Source organism: Cyanobacteria bacterium QS_8_64_29 (assembly GCA_003022125.1).
In the GTDB taxonomy this organism is placed as follows: domain Bacteria; phylum Cyanobacteriota; class Cyanobacteriia; order Cyanobacteriales; family Rubidibacteraceae; genus QS-8-64-29.
Genome location: PXQH01000069.1, coordinates 1 through 12,938, shown reverse-complemented (window position 1 = coordinate 12,938; position 12,938 = coordinate 1). Strand labels below are relative to the sequence as shown.

Sequence of the window (12,938 nt, the reverse complement as noted above, 5' to 3'; positions counted from 1 at the left end):
TGCGATCCTTGCATTGGATCCAGATCGACCTGACCGCTGCCGGGCATGCGCCTGGCAGCTTTCTTACGATTGGGACATCTGGCAACTCGGGGGCTGTCGTGTGCGCGTGCTGCAACCAACTGCAACTGCTAGTACTTAAATTGCGAGTCGACACCCCGCCACAGCGGTGTTCCAATGGAAAGGGTTGTGACCTTACTACACCGAAAGCCATAGCCCGTTCGGTAAGAAAAAGAAATGTCGTGGCTCGTGCTCTTTGCAGCTGGCCTATTCGAGGTTGCTTGGGCGATCGGCTTGAAGTATTCTGACGGCCTCTCAAAACTGCTCCCAACAGTAGGGACCGTCAGCGCACTCATCATCAGTATGGTGTTGCTAGCAATCGCACTCCGGGATCTACCGATTGGGACTGCTTATGCTGTCTGGACAGGAATCGGCGCCGTCGGAACCGCATTGCTCGGCATTGTTTTGTTCAACGAACCGGCAACTAGCCTTCGCCTCTTTTTTATCGCCGCGATCATCTTCGGCATTGTCGGTCTCTATAGCATCTCCACGGGGTAAGTGAATTCGGATAATAACTGTCAGGACAAAACGCATCTAAAACGATATCGCCTGCGATGACAATATCCACATCCTTGTGAATCGGCTCTGGCCGCGGGAAGTGCCGAAAGAGAAAGCCGTTCTGGACGGCTGGATGAAGTATTAATACCAATTTGAGCAGCAGATGCACGCTTACCAAAGAACATGACTCCCATATTGAAGGAGTTTCGGGGGGATCGCGATCTAGTGCATAAACTACGAGGATTGGTATAAGCTTAATACCAAATCTCGTGGCTTGTGCACTAGATTTTGACCTTCGAAACCCCCTCAATATGGGAGTCATGTTCTTTGGTAAGCGTGCATCTGCTGCTCAAATTGGTATAAAGCAAGATAAGTCACAATAATAAGGGGACTTGGGGAGCGAGCAAGCATTGGGCTTGGCAGACCCCCAAAGTCCACCCCCCGCATCCAGCAAGCCCTCCACCAGTGGGCCGTCGCTGCTTATTGTGATCTTCTTTGGTTTAAAAGTAATAACGCCAGGGCACCAGTCGGAAGCAATGGCCTCGGGGCCGCTCCAGCACTGCCAGTATGTAGTTGAACTGCTCCGGGACTTACTCGCACAACGCTTGCTCCCCAATAGGCCCAGTCACCCCAGATGAGCCGCAGGCAATGGAACCAGCCTCGCCGGAACTGGAACCGGTGCAATAGCGGCGGCATCCTTTGCTGGTTAGCGTATTAGCGGCGGTCACGACTACCGCTAGTAACAGGCCCATACTATCCACCAGCAAAGCCTCGGGCCCGGTGGGTGAGGCAACGACTGCGTATCTAGCGATGGCCACTCCTGCTCTGAACGCGTCCAATCCGTTGAAACGGGGGGGACCTAGTCCCTCTTTTTGTTGTGAAGGGGGGGCGTCTGCGGGGGTGCGCGATATAGCAATCTACAAATGGATTGGCAATGCCCCCACTGGGGATTGTTTACCAGCCGGCGGCTGCGAAATCGTGCTTTGAGAGCCTTGGCCCAATCCGGACTGCGATGCCTGTCATTTGACGGCCGCAGCCATTTGGGCGATCGGTTTTTCTGTTCGTGTGAGGAGTCGGTAATGAAACAATTAGTTCAGCCCTGGGAACGGATGGTCCCGGCCGTGGCAGGTGCTTCTCTGCTGCTTGGGACTTGGGGTAATGCCAGCGAGGCAAGCCCTGTCCCGGCAAGTGATCGCTCGGCAACGCTCGATCGCATCGAGAACTACAGCAATCGAAGCGATCGCATCCAGAGTCAGATCAACAGCGTCTCGCAACTGCGCGATGTTTCCCCAGGCGACTGGGTGTTTGAAGCCCTGCGCAATCTGGTCGAGACCTACGGCTGCATCGAGGGCTATCCAGACCAAACCTATCGCGGCGACCGCGCCCTAACCCGCTACGAATTCGTTGCCGGCTTCAACTCATGCCTGCAGGCTCTAGAGCAGCAACAGGTAAGTCAGGAGGACCTGCAAACACTGCAGCGCCTAGTCGAAGAATTCGAGGCCGAGCTCGCCACGCTAGGTACGCGCGCGGACAACCTGGAAGGCCGCGTTGCCACGCTGGAGGAAAACCAATTTTCCACCACGGCCAAGCTCTCCGGGACGGTCGTTTTTACTCTTGCTAAGGCTTTCGATGCTGATTCGGTCGGGACGTTAGCCGGTCAGTTCGAGAACCTGACCTTCGACGGAGAGCCAAGGACCAACGCCGTCCAAGACGAAACCGTTTTTGGCAACCGAGCGGTTTTGGCCATCACTAGCAGCTTTACCGGTCGCGATGAGCTGGCGGTAGAGTACGAAGCGCGCAATATCGAATCGTTTGGCGCCGCAACCACCGGCACTGACATGACTGCCCTGGATTTGGGTGGTGGCAATAATGACATCGTGCTCGATGCGCTGGCCTACGAATTTCCCCTCGGTCAGCGTACGCGCGTCTTTATTGGCGCTGCTGGTGTCGATGCCGATGAAGGCGCCATCCGCCCGCTCAATCCACTCTTTAGGCAGGACAATAGCGGCAGCTTGAGCTCGATGCTGCAGCGCGACCAACTCGTGTTTGGCATCCCGCAAGATTTTTCAGTGGGCACGAGCTTTGATTTCTCGGATGCGCTGAGCTTGGGCGTTTTCTATGGTGTTGGAGGCGATGCGCGCAATCCCCGCCCCGGCGGAGAAGGCTTGTTTCAAGGCAATACCGGCGCGCTCGCCCAACTCCGCTTTGAGCCTAATGACAGTATCGACTTAGCCTTTACCTACGCGCACACCTACACTGATAGCGACTTCAAATCGGCCTCCAGTGTAGTTGGTGCGGGCAGTCCCATCGGGCAACAGCCCTTTGGCTCCCTTCCCACAACCAGCGATCGCTTCGGCCTCCAAAGCAACTTCCAAATCGGCCAGGACATTAACTTCGCTTTGTGGGGGAGCTATGCCAACGCCGATCCGCAGGTGACCGGTCGCCGATCCGTCAGTCTTGACCCCAGCGTAAATTTGATAGCGGCAGACGGCGACAATGCCGATCTCTGGAGCGTCGGTGCCACCCTGTCATTTCTGGACCTAGCCCGGGAAGGCGACCGGTTGGGGGTGAGCGTTGCCATTCCGCCCAAGGTCGCTGCTAGCGACGCCACGCTCGAGGACACCCGTAGCGGCAATACGGCTACCTACGAAGACGAAGGGACCTCGGTGTTGGTTGAGGGACAGTACCGCTATCCCATCACGGAGCGCCTCCACATTACGCCCGGCGGTTATGCGCTCATTAACCCCAACCACAACAGCGATAGCGATACGGTCTTTGTGGGCGTCCTCCGGACGGAGTTTGCGTTTTGAGCCGCTAGGCAACGCTCAACCGCAGTCGGCAGGCAGGGGCGCTTCGGCATCCGGCGGCTGGAAGGGAGCGACTAAGCCTTCTAGGTAATGCTTGGCCTCCTCAGGTGGCAGGTAGAGGCAGCGATCACGGCGGTTGGCGTCAAACGCAATCCGGCACCGGCCTTGCTGCCATCCGGCATGGCGGCGTTGCTTGAAGCAGCAAAGACTGCTGAATCCAGCTTTTTGGGAAGGTCGCCAAAAACGCAATCCCCGCTAGGGGGATTGTCAATAGCGCTACTCAGTAAGTGAGCGCTACCTAGGTAGTTTTGCCACTGCCAACCAACCGCAAGGTTGCGAGCGTGCTGCTTTGCCGCTTGACACCTGGGAAGCGCTCGGCTATTCGTATAAGCGCTAGTCAAGAGTGGCGATTGCTGCTGTTGGGACTGCATCCAATGACCTATCGAGCCCTCGCTAACGCCGCCGTTGCTTCCATCGTTGCCTTTGCTGCAAGCAGCGTGCCTGCGTGGGGACAGGGCAAGACAACGCGAATCGAGTTTCCGCGGGGAAGTTATTGCAGTACCTACGCCGGCCAATTGAGTGGCGACCGGCAGTTTCTGTTGGAGCTAGCCCGCGGCCAAACGCTAGTGACGCGAAACTTGGGGCCTAGCTATCGGATTGCCGTTTCGGGGCCAACCGGGATGCTCTCGGGGTGGCAAGCGGCCCCCAACCAAGCGAACTATCGCATCCCGCAAGCCGGCGACTACATCGTCGAGGTGAGTGCGCCCGCGCGTAGCGGCAAAATCGAGTTTTGTGCTTACTAAACGTACTCGCCGCTCCTCCCTCGCAAGTAGTAGTGTTATCGGCGCTTAGCGAACCATAGGCGCTTAGCGAACCATAGGCTAGGGAAGCAACGGTTCGGGTAGCTCCTCCGGATCGGGCCAGCCCCATGCGGTCCCTTTGTCCGCTGGCTCAGCCATCTCGCCGCCGGCTGTTTGGGACACCTGCAATGGGGGCATCCTAAGCTCTGATTATGCCGAGCGGCTGATTGCAGCGCCGAGCGCGATCGTGTCCCGCTGGCACTGCTGTAACCGCTGCGGGTTGCGAGTCAGTAAGGCCTACAACCTGCACTGGCAGGACCTGGCACCGCGCGATTGCGGCAGCTAGGCCACGGTCTATAGCAGGCACAAGACGCTCACGGTGCTAGTCCCCAAAGCCCTCTGGCAGCGACTGCACCAACTGCCGCAGGCAGTCCGCTGGACCGACATTACCGAGCAGGTCTCGCCCTACTGGCTGCGCTGCAGCCATGCCACCACGGCGCTAGAGGACGGCTGCGGCAGAGCCTGGGACATTCCAGACTCAATTCCCCAACCACGCTTGGTTAGTTGGCGCAAAACTGCAGGCGGGCGTAGCCAGTCTGCGAGCGAACGGCTACTGCATAATCGCCGCTTGCAGGCAGTTGATAGTTATAAACCTCTCCGTGGTGCTGAGATGGTGCCACCTCAACTGTTGGACAACCACTTTAACAGGATACGTTTCGCCCGACGTTTCAACTCTAAGCACTTGCCCTGAACGTAGCCCCAGCAGAAAACGATGAGGAGTCGAGATCTCACCGGAGAAAGAGCCGCAGTAGCCGCCTCTGGGAAAGCTAATGCGAGTTGCGTTCGAATACCCAAACGCGGGGGCGGATGCAGCGGTAGTAGCTGCGGCAACAACTAGCGCTGCAGCGAGGTTACAAGGTTTCATTATGGTCTCCAATGAGGTCTTGCGGCCTGCATCCCAAGGCTACTTCCAACCGGCGAATAAGGGCGCTGAGGCGTTTTCGCCGGCTTCAACCCCTCGGATGTGACGCTTGGTGCAGCCGACTCGCTCGGCCAGCTGAGCTTGGGTCAACTCCTGCTCCTGGCGGTAGCGGACAACCTTTTGATGCATGCTTTTACTCTAGCAGGAAAAAATTTTTCCTGCTGCGTAGACGAGCCGAGCGGTTTGCTCCGCTAAGAAAGTGTAATATTACCCGTAGTTGATATCAGTCATGGCTAAGAGTAAAATAAAATGTGATTTCAAGTGCATGCAACTTCAAACTTAAAAGCAGAACGTACGAAAAGCCAGCTCCTGTTTGTGGAGGCGTGAGCTACAGCAGTTTGTACATACAGACCGCCATCTCGGGGCAAAGATCGGTAAACTCTGGCGTTCGGCGGACCACGACTAGAGCATCGCTCCGGTCGATTTTGACGTAACCTCGGGCGGCAAAGAACTTGGCTGCACTCGCAGTTAGGAGGTATAGCGTTGTGACGCCTGCTGCCTTCGCGCTCGTTTCCAGAGCGTCACAGAGAGCTTTCCCATACCCCATCCCGCGCTTCGAGGATTCAATGACGAGAGAGCGGAGGACTCCCTCGGCTCCGTACTGTTCGACCCCACTGATACCAATTCTCGTGGCTTGTGCACTAGATTTTGACCTTCGAAACCCCCTCAATATGGGAGTCATGTTCTTTGGTAAACGTGCATCCACTGCTCAAATTGGTATGACGCCGACCCACTTACCAGCACCCCCTATGCTAGTGGGAAATCCACTAGCCTCTCAATTGTTTTAACAGATATCGTTCACGAACAAAGTCGTTCTGCTAAAGAGATCTCCTCAATCAACCTTTTGGGAACAGATAGCGTAGGACGATAAACAGCAGGCCAATAACGTTACCGGTTGTGCCACCAATAAAGGTAATCAAAACAGCATTCGAGAGCTTGAATCCGCAGAATTCCCATCCCTGAAAAAGCAGAATCGTTATAAGTCCAGCCAGCCAACAGCAAATTAAGATAAATATGGTGCAGGTGAATTTTCCACGGCCTTGACGGTCTTGCTGCTGCTGCTTTAATTTCTCGTCCTGTAATTCCCGATCGTAATCCCTTTTGGAAGTTTGACCGAACTCTTGAGCTAGAGTTTTAGACTCTTCACTAGGTTTGTCCGGTGCGGTTTCGCCAATATCCTCGACAGAGGGAGGATCGCTTTGCTCTGGCTCATTTGCCATCTCAAGCGTTAATGGTTTCGAGCGTGCCTTGCGTGCGCTTTTTCAATAAAGCATTTCCGAATGTCATCATCGTGGATGACAGCATTGGGGCCACGCTCGTTGTAAGCCTCGGACCAAGGTGTTCCTGCAGCATGCGTGACTTCTACAAGGTTCCCAGCCGAGTAGTGCGAGTACGATTTCCATACGCGGTCGAGTATCTCGATCGCTTTATTGTAGCTTGGATCGGTTTCATCCAGTTCGGGGATTTCGGCATGGAAGCTATTGTTTAGCGGCCTAACTTCCTGGGCTTTCCGTTCGACTGGCCTGCCCCCAAACTCTTTAAAGGCATGGTATAGATCCTCAATTACTGGTCCGTATTTCCAGGCGTGAACCCGCTCTTCTATTAAGGGGTTTCCCGTTATAGCAAGATGCCAGCCGTGCGCAATATAAACTAACTTAATCAGTTGCAAGGGAGTAAGACTGCGTCCCTCCTCTCTAGCGCGGTCGATAAAGTAGTTTGCGATTGCCTTGGATTTATAGGTCATAACAATTCCCCCTGAGTGCTGCTACTACAGGTATATTTCAATTAGTATTGGCATCCCCAAAGAGGGCTAATAACAGCCTGCGTTTTCCATAGTAGCGTTGCGCCTTTACAGCAAAAGGCAATTCTAGGTGCTCTCGTCTAGCAGATCGCGCAGCAGCGGTTGCAGGTTGCAATCGAGGCGTCCCGCTTGTAGGAACTCGGCGTAGGTATCGGCTTCAATGTCCAGCAGCCGCTCGCGCAGGCGCTCGCGATCCAGCGATCGCAATCCGGGGCTGGCTTGCTGCAAGCGCTCGATCTCGGCTTCGACGTCCTGGAGCTTGGCGCGGACCGTCTCGTGCTCGGGCTGATAGGACGCCAGCTCGATCTCGGGCGATTCCTCGGCTTGCGAGAGGTAATCCAGCGCGCGCTGCAGAGCCACGCGGCGCGCCACCGCTTGGGCGTAGGCCTGCTGGGTCGCCCGGTCGCCGGTCATGCCCAGCCTCTGCAGCACCCAGCGCTCGCTCAACCCCTGCACCAGCAGCGTAAACAGCACCACCCCAAACACCGTCTCGATAATGCTCTGGCGCGCCTCCAGCGCTACCGGAACGCTCAGCGCCAGGGCAATGGAGACCGAGCCGCGCAGCCCGCCCCACCAGAGCACGGTTTGCACGCGCCACCCCAGTTGGGTGCCAGCCAGCGCGTCGCTGAGGCTGCCCAGGCCGTAAATGGCTGCGGCCCGCGCTATGAGCGTTGCAGTGATCGCCAGCAGGATGAAGTCGAGGCTGTCGCCTAGGCTGGCAATGTCGATTTGGTCCCCAATGAGCAAAAAGACAATGGAGTTGACAAAAAAGGCCAAAAACTCCCAAAACTCGCTTACCAGCAACCGCGTGCGCGGATTCATGCCGATGCGGGATCCAAAATTGCCCAGGATCAGGCCCACGACGACCACGCCAATAACCCCCGAGCCGCCTGCTTCCTCGGCCAGCAAGTAGGTGCCGTACGCCGCCACCAGCGTCAGCGCTTGCTCGACTGAGGGCAGGTCAAAGCGCTGGGTGAGGTAGGCAATGCCAAAGCCCACCAGGCAGCCGATGCCTACCCCCAGTCCGGCAAAGGTCAAAAATCGGGTGGCCGTCACCGTCCAGTCGAAGGTCTCGGTGCCCAGCGGGATACCCACCAGCAGGCTAAACGCCACCACGGCGACGCCATCGTTGAACAGGCTCTCGCCCTCCATCAGCACGGTCAGCCGCTCGCCAGCACCCAACTCGCGAAACAGCGCGATGACCGCCACCGGATCCACGGCAGCCAAGCTGGCGCCTACCAGCAGCGCCACCGGCAGCGAGAACGCCGTGAACGCGCTCAGGGCCCAGCCAATGCCCACCACTGAGACCAGCGTGCCGGCCGCGGCAAACAGCAGGACAGGCACCAAGTTGCGCCGCAGGTTGCGCCAGCGGATGTTCCAAGCCGCCTCAAACAGCAGCGGCGGCAAAAAGATCTCCAGAATCAGCTCGGGCGAGAGGCTGACCAGCTGCACGTCCAACACAGCCAGTCCCAGCCCGGCTACAGTCAGCAGCAGCGTGTAGGGAACTTGGCGCAGCCAACTCACCACCTGCGAGAGGGTAGCGACGCTCAGCGACACCGCCAGCACCGCCAGAAAGCGCTCCAGGTTCTGCGCGATCGCGGTCTCGCCGGTGGCCGCTTCCACGCTCATTCGGGCTCCTGCACGCTCTGCGCCATTGCTTCCAGCGCCACGGCCAAATTGCCTTGGGTCCACAGCAGCGGCGTGGCATCGCTGGGGACGTAGCGCTCGCCTTCGCGGTGGTAGAGCTCGGGGCAGCGGAGCGCTTCAAAGCCGCTGTCGGGACCGGTGAGCTGGCCCAGCGCGCGGTTGAGGTAGTGAATCTGGCGCTCCCGGTCGTGCGGTTGGCCCCAGGCTTGATAGCGGCGGCCGTAGATCGTCGAGACGATGGGATCGAAAATGCACCACTGCGCTTCGTCCCCGGGCGCCAGCAGCGCATCGCGCGCCTCAATGCGATCGCTAAAATCGGCCGTGCGCTCCTCGGGGGCCAGTTTCTGCTTGTAGTCGCCGCACCAGTAGGAGTCCCCGCGGTAGCGGCGGATGCCGTAGGTCCCCTGCAGCTGGGTGGTGACGTCCTCGAGGATGCGATCGGCCATCTCGGTCCCAACCACCTGCAGCGGATAGATCGAAAACAGCAGCGCGGCATCGTAGCGCCGGTACTGGCTGGGATGGGACTGCACGCACTCCGCCGGCAGGATCTCGCTGAGGGCCCCCTCGCCGCGCGCAATTAGATCGGCGAGCTCGCGGGCATCCAGCTGCGGGCAATCGCCGCGATCGCTCAGGGACTGCAGGGCCTTGAGCCCCGCCAGGACCGTCCCAATGCTGGAGGCCTCAATTTTGGGGGTCTCTTCCCAGTGGCCGCTGTCTTGGTCCGCCCAATACTGGATGGCGCGCAAGTAGGGTGGGAAGCGCGCCAGCGTCTCGGCCGCTTCGGCGCTAAGGGTGATGGCCCCCTCGCGCGCCAGCGTGCTGTAGAGCCACAGGAAATAGCCCAGCGCGTCGTTTTGGGCGTGGGCCCACTTTTGCGACAGCTCGGCCAGGTTGCGGCCGTCAAAGCGCACCTGGGGCCGGGCCATGGGGTCCTGGGGATGGGCGCGGCCGGCAATGATGGCATCCAGCCGGTGGCGGTGCTTTTGCCAGTAGGCCATCAGCGTCTCGAGCGTGCGGGCCGCGACCGCCGTACGGCCGGTGGCGTGGTGGGCGTGGGCGATGTGAATGTTGTCGCGGATCCAGACGTGGGCGTAGCCGGTGTAGGCGGTCTCGCTGCTGACGCTGGCAGCCGGGAACAGGCCGTTGGGCAAGCTAGGGAACTGCAGGGTGCCCTGGTGCGCCAAAAAGGCCCGCAGCTGCTGCAGGCCGGCGGCGTTGTAGTCGGTCCCCAGCCAGTCCAGGAGCCGCTCGTTGTGGACCACGGGCATGGGCGGATGCGTTTGTGGCTTGCCAATCCGCCCCAATTCTAAAAGCCGCTGCGCCCGGGCTTAGTCCCCACTAGGGGTGCTGAAGCTGTAAATCTTTTGCGTCTCCAGCCGGTTGCAGAGCTCGGAGGGCACCTGCTTAAAGGACAAACTCTCGCGATCGAGCTGCACTTGCAGCCCCTTCATGGGGTCGTCGCCGCTCGAGACCAAAAACTCCAGCCGCTGCACCTGGGGCCAGCGCGCGATCGCATCCAGAATGCTCGCAATAGCGCCCACGTAGGGATGCTCGGGATCGCAGTACCACCCCGGATCGGCCAGCTGCGATTGGTCGAAGCCCAGGTGCACCGTGAGCGCGGGCTCGCCAAAAATGGCGATGGCCACCGGCCGCGTTTCTTCTTGCAATACCAGATTGTGGGCGTAGGCTAGATGGCGCAGCTTCTCCAAGCGCTCGTAGCGCTCGGTGGGGGTATCGAGGCGATCGCGCCAGTCGATGGCCACGCTGACCAGATAGGTCTGCAATAGCATGTGGCCCATCTTTTGGGCCTTGGTGCTCAGGTAGGTGGCGTTGTAGTCGGTGGCCTCCACCAACAGCGGTACCCGGTCAACAATTTCCAGCCCGTAGCCTTTTAGACCGGCGATCTTGCGCGGGTTGTTGGTAATCAACCGGATCTGGCGGATGCCCAGGTCGTTGAGGATTTGGGCCCCCATGCCGTAGTCGCGCAGATCCGCCGGGAACCCCAAGCGCTCGTTGGCCTCGACCGTATCCAGGCCCATGTCCTGGAGCGAGTAGGCCTTGAGCTTGTTGACCAGGCCAATGCCGCGCCCCTCTTGCCGCAGGTAGACCACCACCCCCAGCCCGGCATTCTCGATGGTTTTGAGGGCAGCCTGCAGCTGCATGCGGCAGTCGCAGCGCAACGAGCCCAGCGCGTCGCCGGTCAGGCATTCCGAGTGCATGCGCACCATTACCGGCTGCCGCTCGAACTGGGCCGGATCGCCTTTGACGATGGCAATGTGCTCGCTGCCATCCAGGGTGTTGCGAAACGCATACAGCTGGAAGTCGCCAAACTGGCTGGGAAAGTGGCAGACCGTTTCGCGGTAGACAAAGCGATCGTGGCGCAGCCGATAGCCGATTAAATCGGCGATGCTGACGAGCTTGAGGCCGTGCCGGCGGGCGTAGTCCACTAGCTCCGGCAGCCGCGCCATGGAGCCATCGGGGTTTTGAATCTCGCAGATGGCGCCCGCCGGCAGCAGCCCGGCCAGCCGGGCCAAATCGACGGCGGCTTCGGTATGGCCGGCCCGCTTGAGCACGCCGCCTCGGTGGGCGCGGATGGGAAAGACGTGCCCCGGCCGGGCCAGATCCGCCGGTTGCGAGTAGGGGTTGATCGCCACTTGAATGGTTTTGGCGCGATCGTCGGCCGAGATGCCGGTGGTGACGCCTAGGTGAGCGGCTGCATCGATGCTGACGGTAAAGGCGGTTTGGTTGCTGTCGGTTTGCTCGCCCACCATCAGCGGCAAGTTGAGGGCATCCAAGCGCTCGCCCGTCATGGCCAGGCAGATCAGCCCCCGGGCCTCGACAGCCATGAAGTTGATCGCTTGGGGCGTTGCAAATTGGGCCGCGCAGATCAGATCGCCCTCGTTTTCGCGGTTTTCGTCATCGACGACGACCACCGGGCGACCGTTGCGGATCTCATCCAGCGCGGCTTCAATGCTGTCAAATGCGACCACTAGCCCATCGGTGCCTGCTGGCAGCGAACGCGCGCAAAATATAAACTTTTATGAATGACGGCTGCCCCCGATTGTAGCTCGCCGCGCCGCTGCCGATCCGAGGCGGGCGCGGATGGGGGGTTCGTCGCTCGAGCGCGGTAGTAGAATGCGGCCAAGTGCGGCCAAAGGGAACTAGATCATGGGCGAGCGCGTCTCAGTTGGGATCGTGGGCGCTTCTGGCTACGGCGGCGTCCAGCTTATCCGGCTGCTGAGCGATCGCCCCGAGATCGAGATTGCCTACCTGGGCGGCAACAGCAGCGTCGGGCGCTCGTTTGCCGACATCTATCCCCACCTGGGCCACCACATCGATCGGCCCATTGAAGCGATCGAGCCCGAGCGCATCGCCCAGCGCTGCCAGGCAGTCTTTTTGGCACTGCCCAACGGGATCGCCTGCGAGCTGGCCCCGCAACTGCTGGAGCGCGGGTGCTGGGTGCTGGATCTCTCGGCGGACTATCGCTTCTGGGACCTTGAGACCTACACCGCCACTTACAACATCGAGCGCCGCGATCGGGCCACGGCCGCCATGGCGGTGTATGGGCTGCCCGAGCTCTATCGCGAGTCCATCCGGGAGGCCCGGCTCGTGGGCTGTCCGGGCTGCTACCCCACCGCCAGCCTGCTGGCGCTGCTGCCGCTGCTCAAGCAAGGGCTGATCGTGCCCGAGAGCGCGATCGTTGATGCCAAATCCGGTACCTCCGGGGCTGGCCGGCAAGCCAAGACTCACCTGCTGCTGGCCGAAGCGGGGGACTCGGTAGGGGCCTACGGCGTTGCCGGCCACCGGCACACCCCCGAAATCGAGCAAGTGTGCAGCGAGCTGGCCGGCTACGAGGTGCGGGTTCAGTTCACGCCGCACTTGCTGCCCGTGCCGCGCGGCATGCTGGCAACCACCTACGCCACCCTGCGCGACCCAGGCTTGGTGGGCGAGGACCTGGTGACGATCTATCGGGCCTTCTACCGGGACGCGCCCAGCGTCGCGGTGCTGCCGGTGGGGACCTACCCCCAAACCAAATGGGCGAGCGCCACCAACCTGTGCTATTTGGGCGTCGAGGTGGATCCGCGCACCGATCGCGCCATTGCCATCGCCGTGATCGACAACCTGCTCAAAGGCCAGGCCGGCCAAGCCGTGCAGTGCCTCAACCTCATGTGCGGCTGGGACGAATGCAAGGGGCTACCGCAGCTGGCGTTCTACCCCTAGGACTTGACACTCCCCTTCTAAAGGAAGGGATTCTCGCTTCATTGGGAGGCCCTAGAACTAGCTTGTACCAGCTCCCCGGAACCTTTACCCTCAGCGAGCATTTTTCCCGTCTGCCCAACGGTACT

The 12,938-nt window shown here is 59.8% G+C and carries 11 protein-coding genes; 5 read left to right on the top strand and 6 right to left on the bottom strand.

Going from position 1 to position 12,938, the window contains the following annotated elements; all coding sequences use genetic code 11:
- Positions 1-234 precede the first annotated feature (234 nt).
- The 4 genes from BRC58_11370 to BRC58_11355 all read left to right on the top strand — a co-directional run bounded on the left by BRC58_11370 (position 235) and on the right by BRC58_11355 (position 4,508).
- Positions 235-555 carry a quaternary ammonium compound-resistance protein SugE gene (locus BRC58_11370; GenBank protein PSP15638.1) on the top strand — a complete coding sequence of 107 codons (321 nt, stop codon included), beginning with the start codon at positions 235-237 and terminating at the stop codon, positions 553-555.
- 923 nt (positions 556-1,478) lie between these two features.
- The gene (locus BRC58_11365; protein ID PSP15637.1) at positions 1,479-3,365 is read left to right on the top strand and encodes a hypothetical protein; all 1,887 of its coding nucleotides are present in this window, start codon (positions 1,479-1,481) and stop codon (positions 3,363-3,365) included.
- A gap of 431 nt (positions 3,366-3,796) precedes the next feature.
- Positions 3,797-4,165: a hypothetical protein gene (locus tag BRC58_11360; GenBank protein PSP15636.1), complete on the top strand. Its 369-nt coding sequence runs from the start codon at positions 3,797-3,799 to the stop codon at positions 4,163-4,165.
- Positions 4,166-4,301: 136 nt separating this feature from the next.
- Entirely contained in the window at positions 4,302-4,508 is a 207-nt protein-coding gene (locus BRC58_11355) for a hypothetical protein (GenBank protein ID PSP15635.1), read from the top strand.
- A 618-nt stretch (positions 4,509-5,126) separates the two neighbouring features.
- On the opposite strand, the gene BRC58_11350 is transcribed toward BRC58_11355, so the two are convergent.
- The 6 genes from BRC58_11350 to BRC58_11325 all read right to left on the bottom strand — a co-directional run bounded on the left by BRC58_11350 (position 5,127) and on the right by BRC58_11325 (position 11,582).
- The gene (locus BRC58_11350; protein ID PSP15634.1) at positions 5,127-5,273 is read right to left on the bottom strand and encodes a hypothetical protein; all 147 of its coding nucleotides are present in this window, start codon (positions 5,271-5,273) and stop codon (positions 5,127-5,129) included.
- Positions 5,274-5,472: 199 nt separating this feature from the next.
- Positions 5,473-5,826, bottom strand: coding sequence for a hypothetical protein (locus BRC58_11345; GenBank protein PSP15633.1), 354 nt, complete (start codon positions 5,824-5,826; stop codon positions 5,473-5,475).
- 546 nt (positions 5,827-6,372) lie between these two features.
- On the bottom strand, positions 6,373-6,888 hold the full coding sequence (locus BRC58_11340) for a hypothetical protein (GenBank protein PSP15632.1): 516 nt from the start codon (positions 6,886-6,888) through the stop codon (positions 6,373-6,375).
- Between the two features lie 123 nt (positions 6,889-7,011).
- On the bottom strand, positions 7,012-8,574 hold the full coding sequence (locus BRC58_11335) for a sodium:proton antiporter (GenBank protein ID PSP15631.1): 1,563 nt from the start codon (positions 8,572-8,574) through the stop codon (positions 7,012-7,014).
- Positions 8,571-9,860, bottom strand: coding sequence for a phosphorylase kinase (locus BRC58_11330; GenBank protein ID PSP15630.1), 1,290 nt, complete (start codon positions 9,858-9,860; stop codon positions 8,571-8,573). Before BRC58_11330 ends, BRC58_11335 begins: the two co-directional genes overlap by 4 nt.
- A gap of 60 nt (positions 9,861-9,920) precedes the next feature.
- Entirely contained in the window at positions 9,921-11,582 is a 1,662-nt protein-coding gene (locus tag BRC58_11325) for a bifunctional 3,4-dihydroxy-2-butanone-4-phosphate synthase/GTP cyclohydrolase II (GenBank protein ID PSP15629.1), read from the bottom strand.
- A gap of 178 nt (positions 11,583-11,760) precedes the next feature.
- On the opposite strand from BRC58_11325, the gene BRC58_11320 reads away from it, so the two are divergent.
- Positions 11,761-12,813, top strand: coding sequence for an N-acetyl-gamma-glutamyl-phosphate reductase (locus tag BRC58_11320; protein PSP15628.1), 1,053 nt, complete (start codon positions 11,761-11,763; stop codon positions 12,811-12,813).
- The last annotated feature ends 125 nt before the right edge of the window (positions 12,814-12,938 follow it).

What these genes read in the sequence shown, in the direction of transcription:
- BRC58_11370 (PSP15638.1), top strand. Translation starts at nt 235, where the DNA reads ATGTCGTGGCTCGTGCTCTTTGCAGCTGGCCTATTCGAGGTTGCTTGG.
- BRC58_11365 (PSP15637.1), top strand. Translation starts at nt 1,479, where the DNA reads ATGGATTGGCAATGCCCCCACTGGGGATTGTTTACCAGCCGGCGGCTG.
- BRC58_11345 (PSP15633.1), bottom strand. Translation starts at nt 5,826, where the DNA reads ATGACTCCCATATTGAGGGGGTTTCGAAGGTCAAAATCTAGTGCACAA.
- BRC58_11335 (PSP15631.1), bottom strand. Translation starts at nt 8,574, where the DNA reads ATGAGCGTGGAAGCGGCCACCGGCGAGACCGCGATCGCGCAGAACCTG.
- BRC58_11350 (PSP15634.1), bottom strand. Translation starts at nt 5,273, where the DNA reads ATGCATCAAAAGGTTGTCCGCTACCGCCAGGAGCAGGAGTTGACCCAA.
- BRC58_11320 (PSP15628.1), top strand. Translation starts at nt 11,761, where the DNA reads ATGGGCGAGCGCGTCTCAGTTGGGATCGTGGGCGCTTCTGGCTACGGC.
- BRC58_11330 (PSP15630.1), bottom strand. Translation starts at nt 9,860, where the DNA reads ATGCCCGTGGTCCACAACGAGCGGCTCCTGGACTGGCTGGGGACCGAC.
- BRC58_11360 (PSP15636.1), top strand. Translation starts at nt 3,797, where the DNA reads ATGACCTATCGAGCCCTCGCTAACGCCGCCGTTGCTTCCATCGTTGCC.
- BRC58_11340 (PSP15632.1), bottom strand. Translation starts at nt 6,888, where the DNA reads ATGACCTATAAATCCAAGGCAATCGCAAACTACTTTATCGACCGCGCT.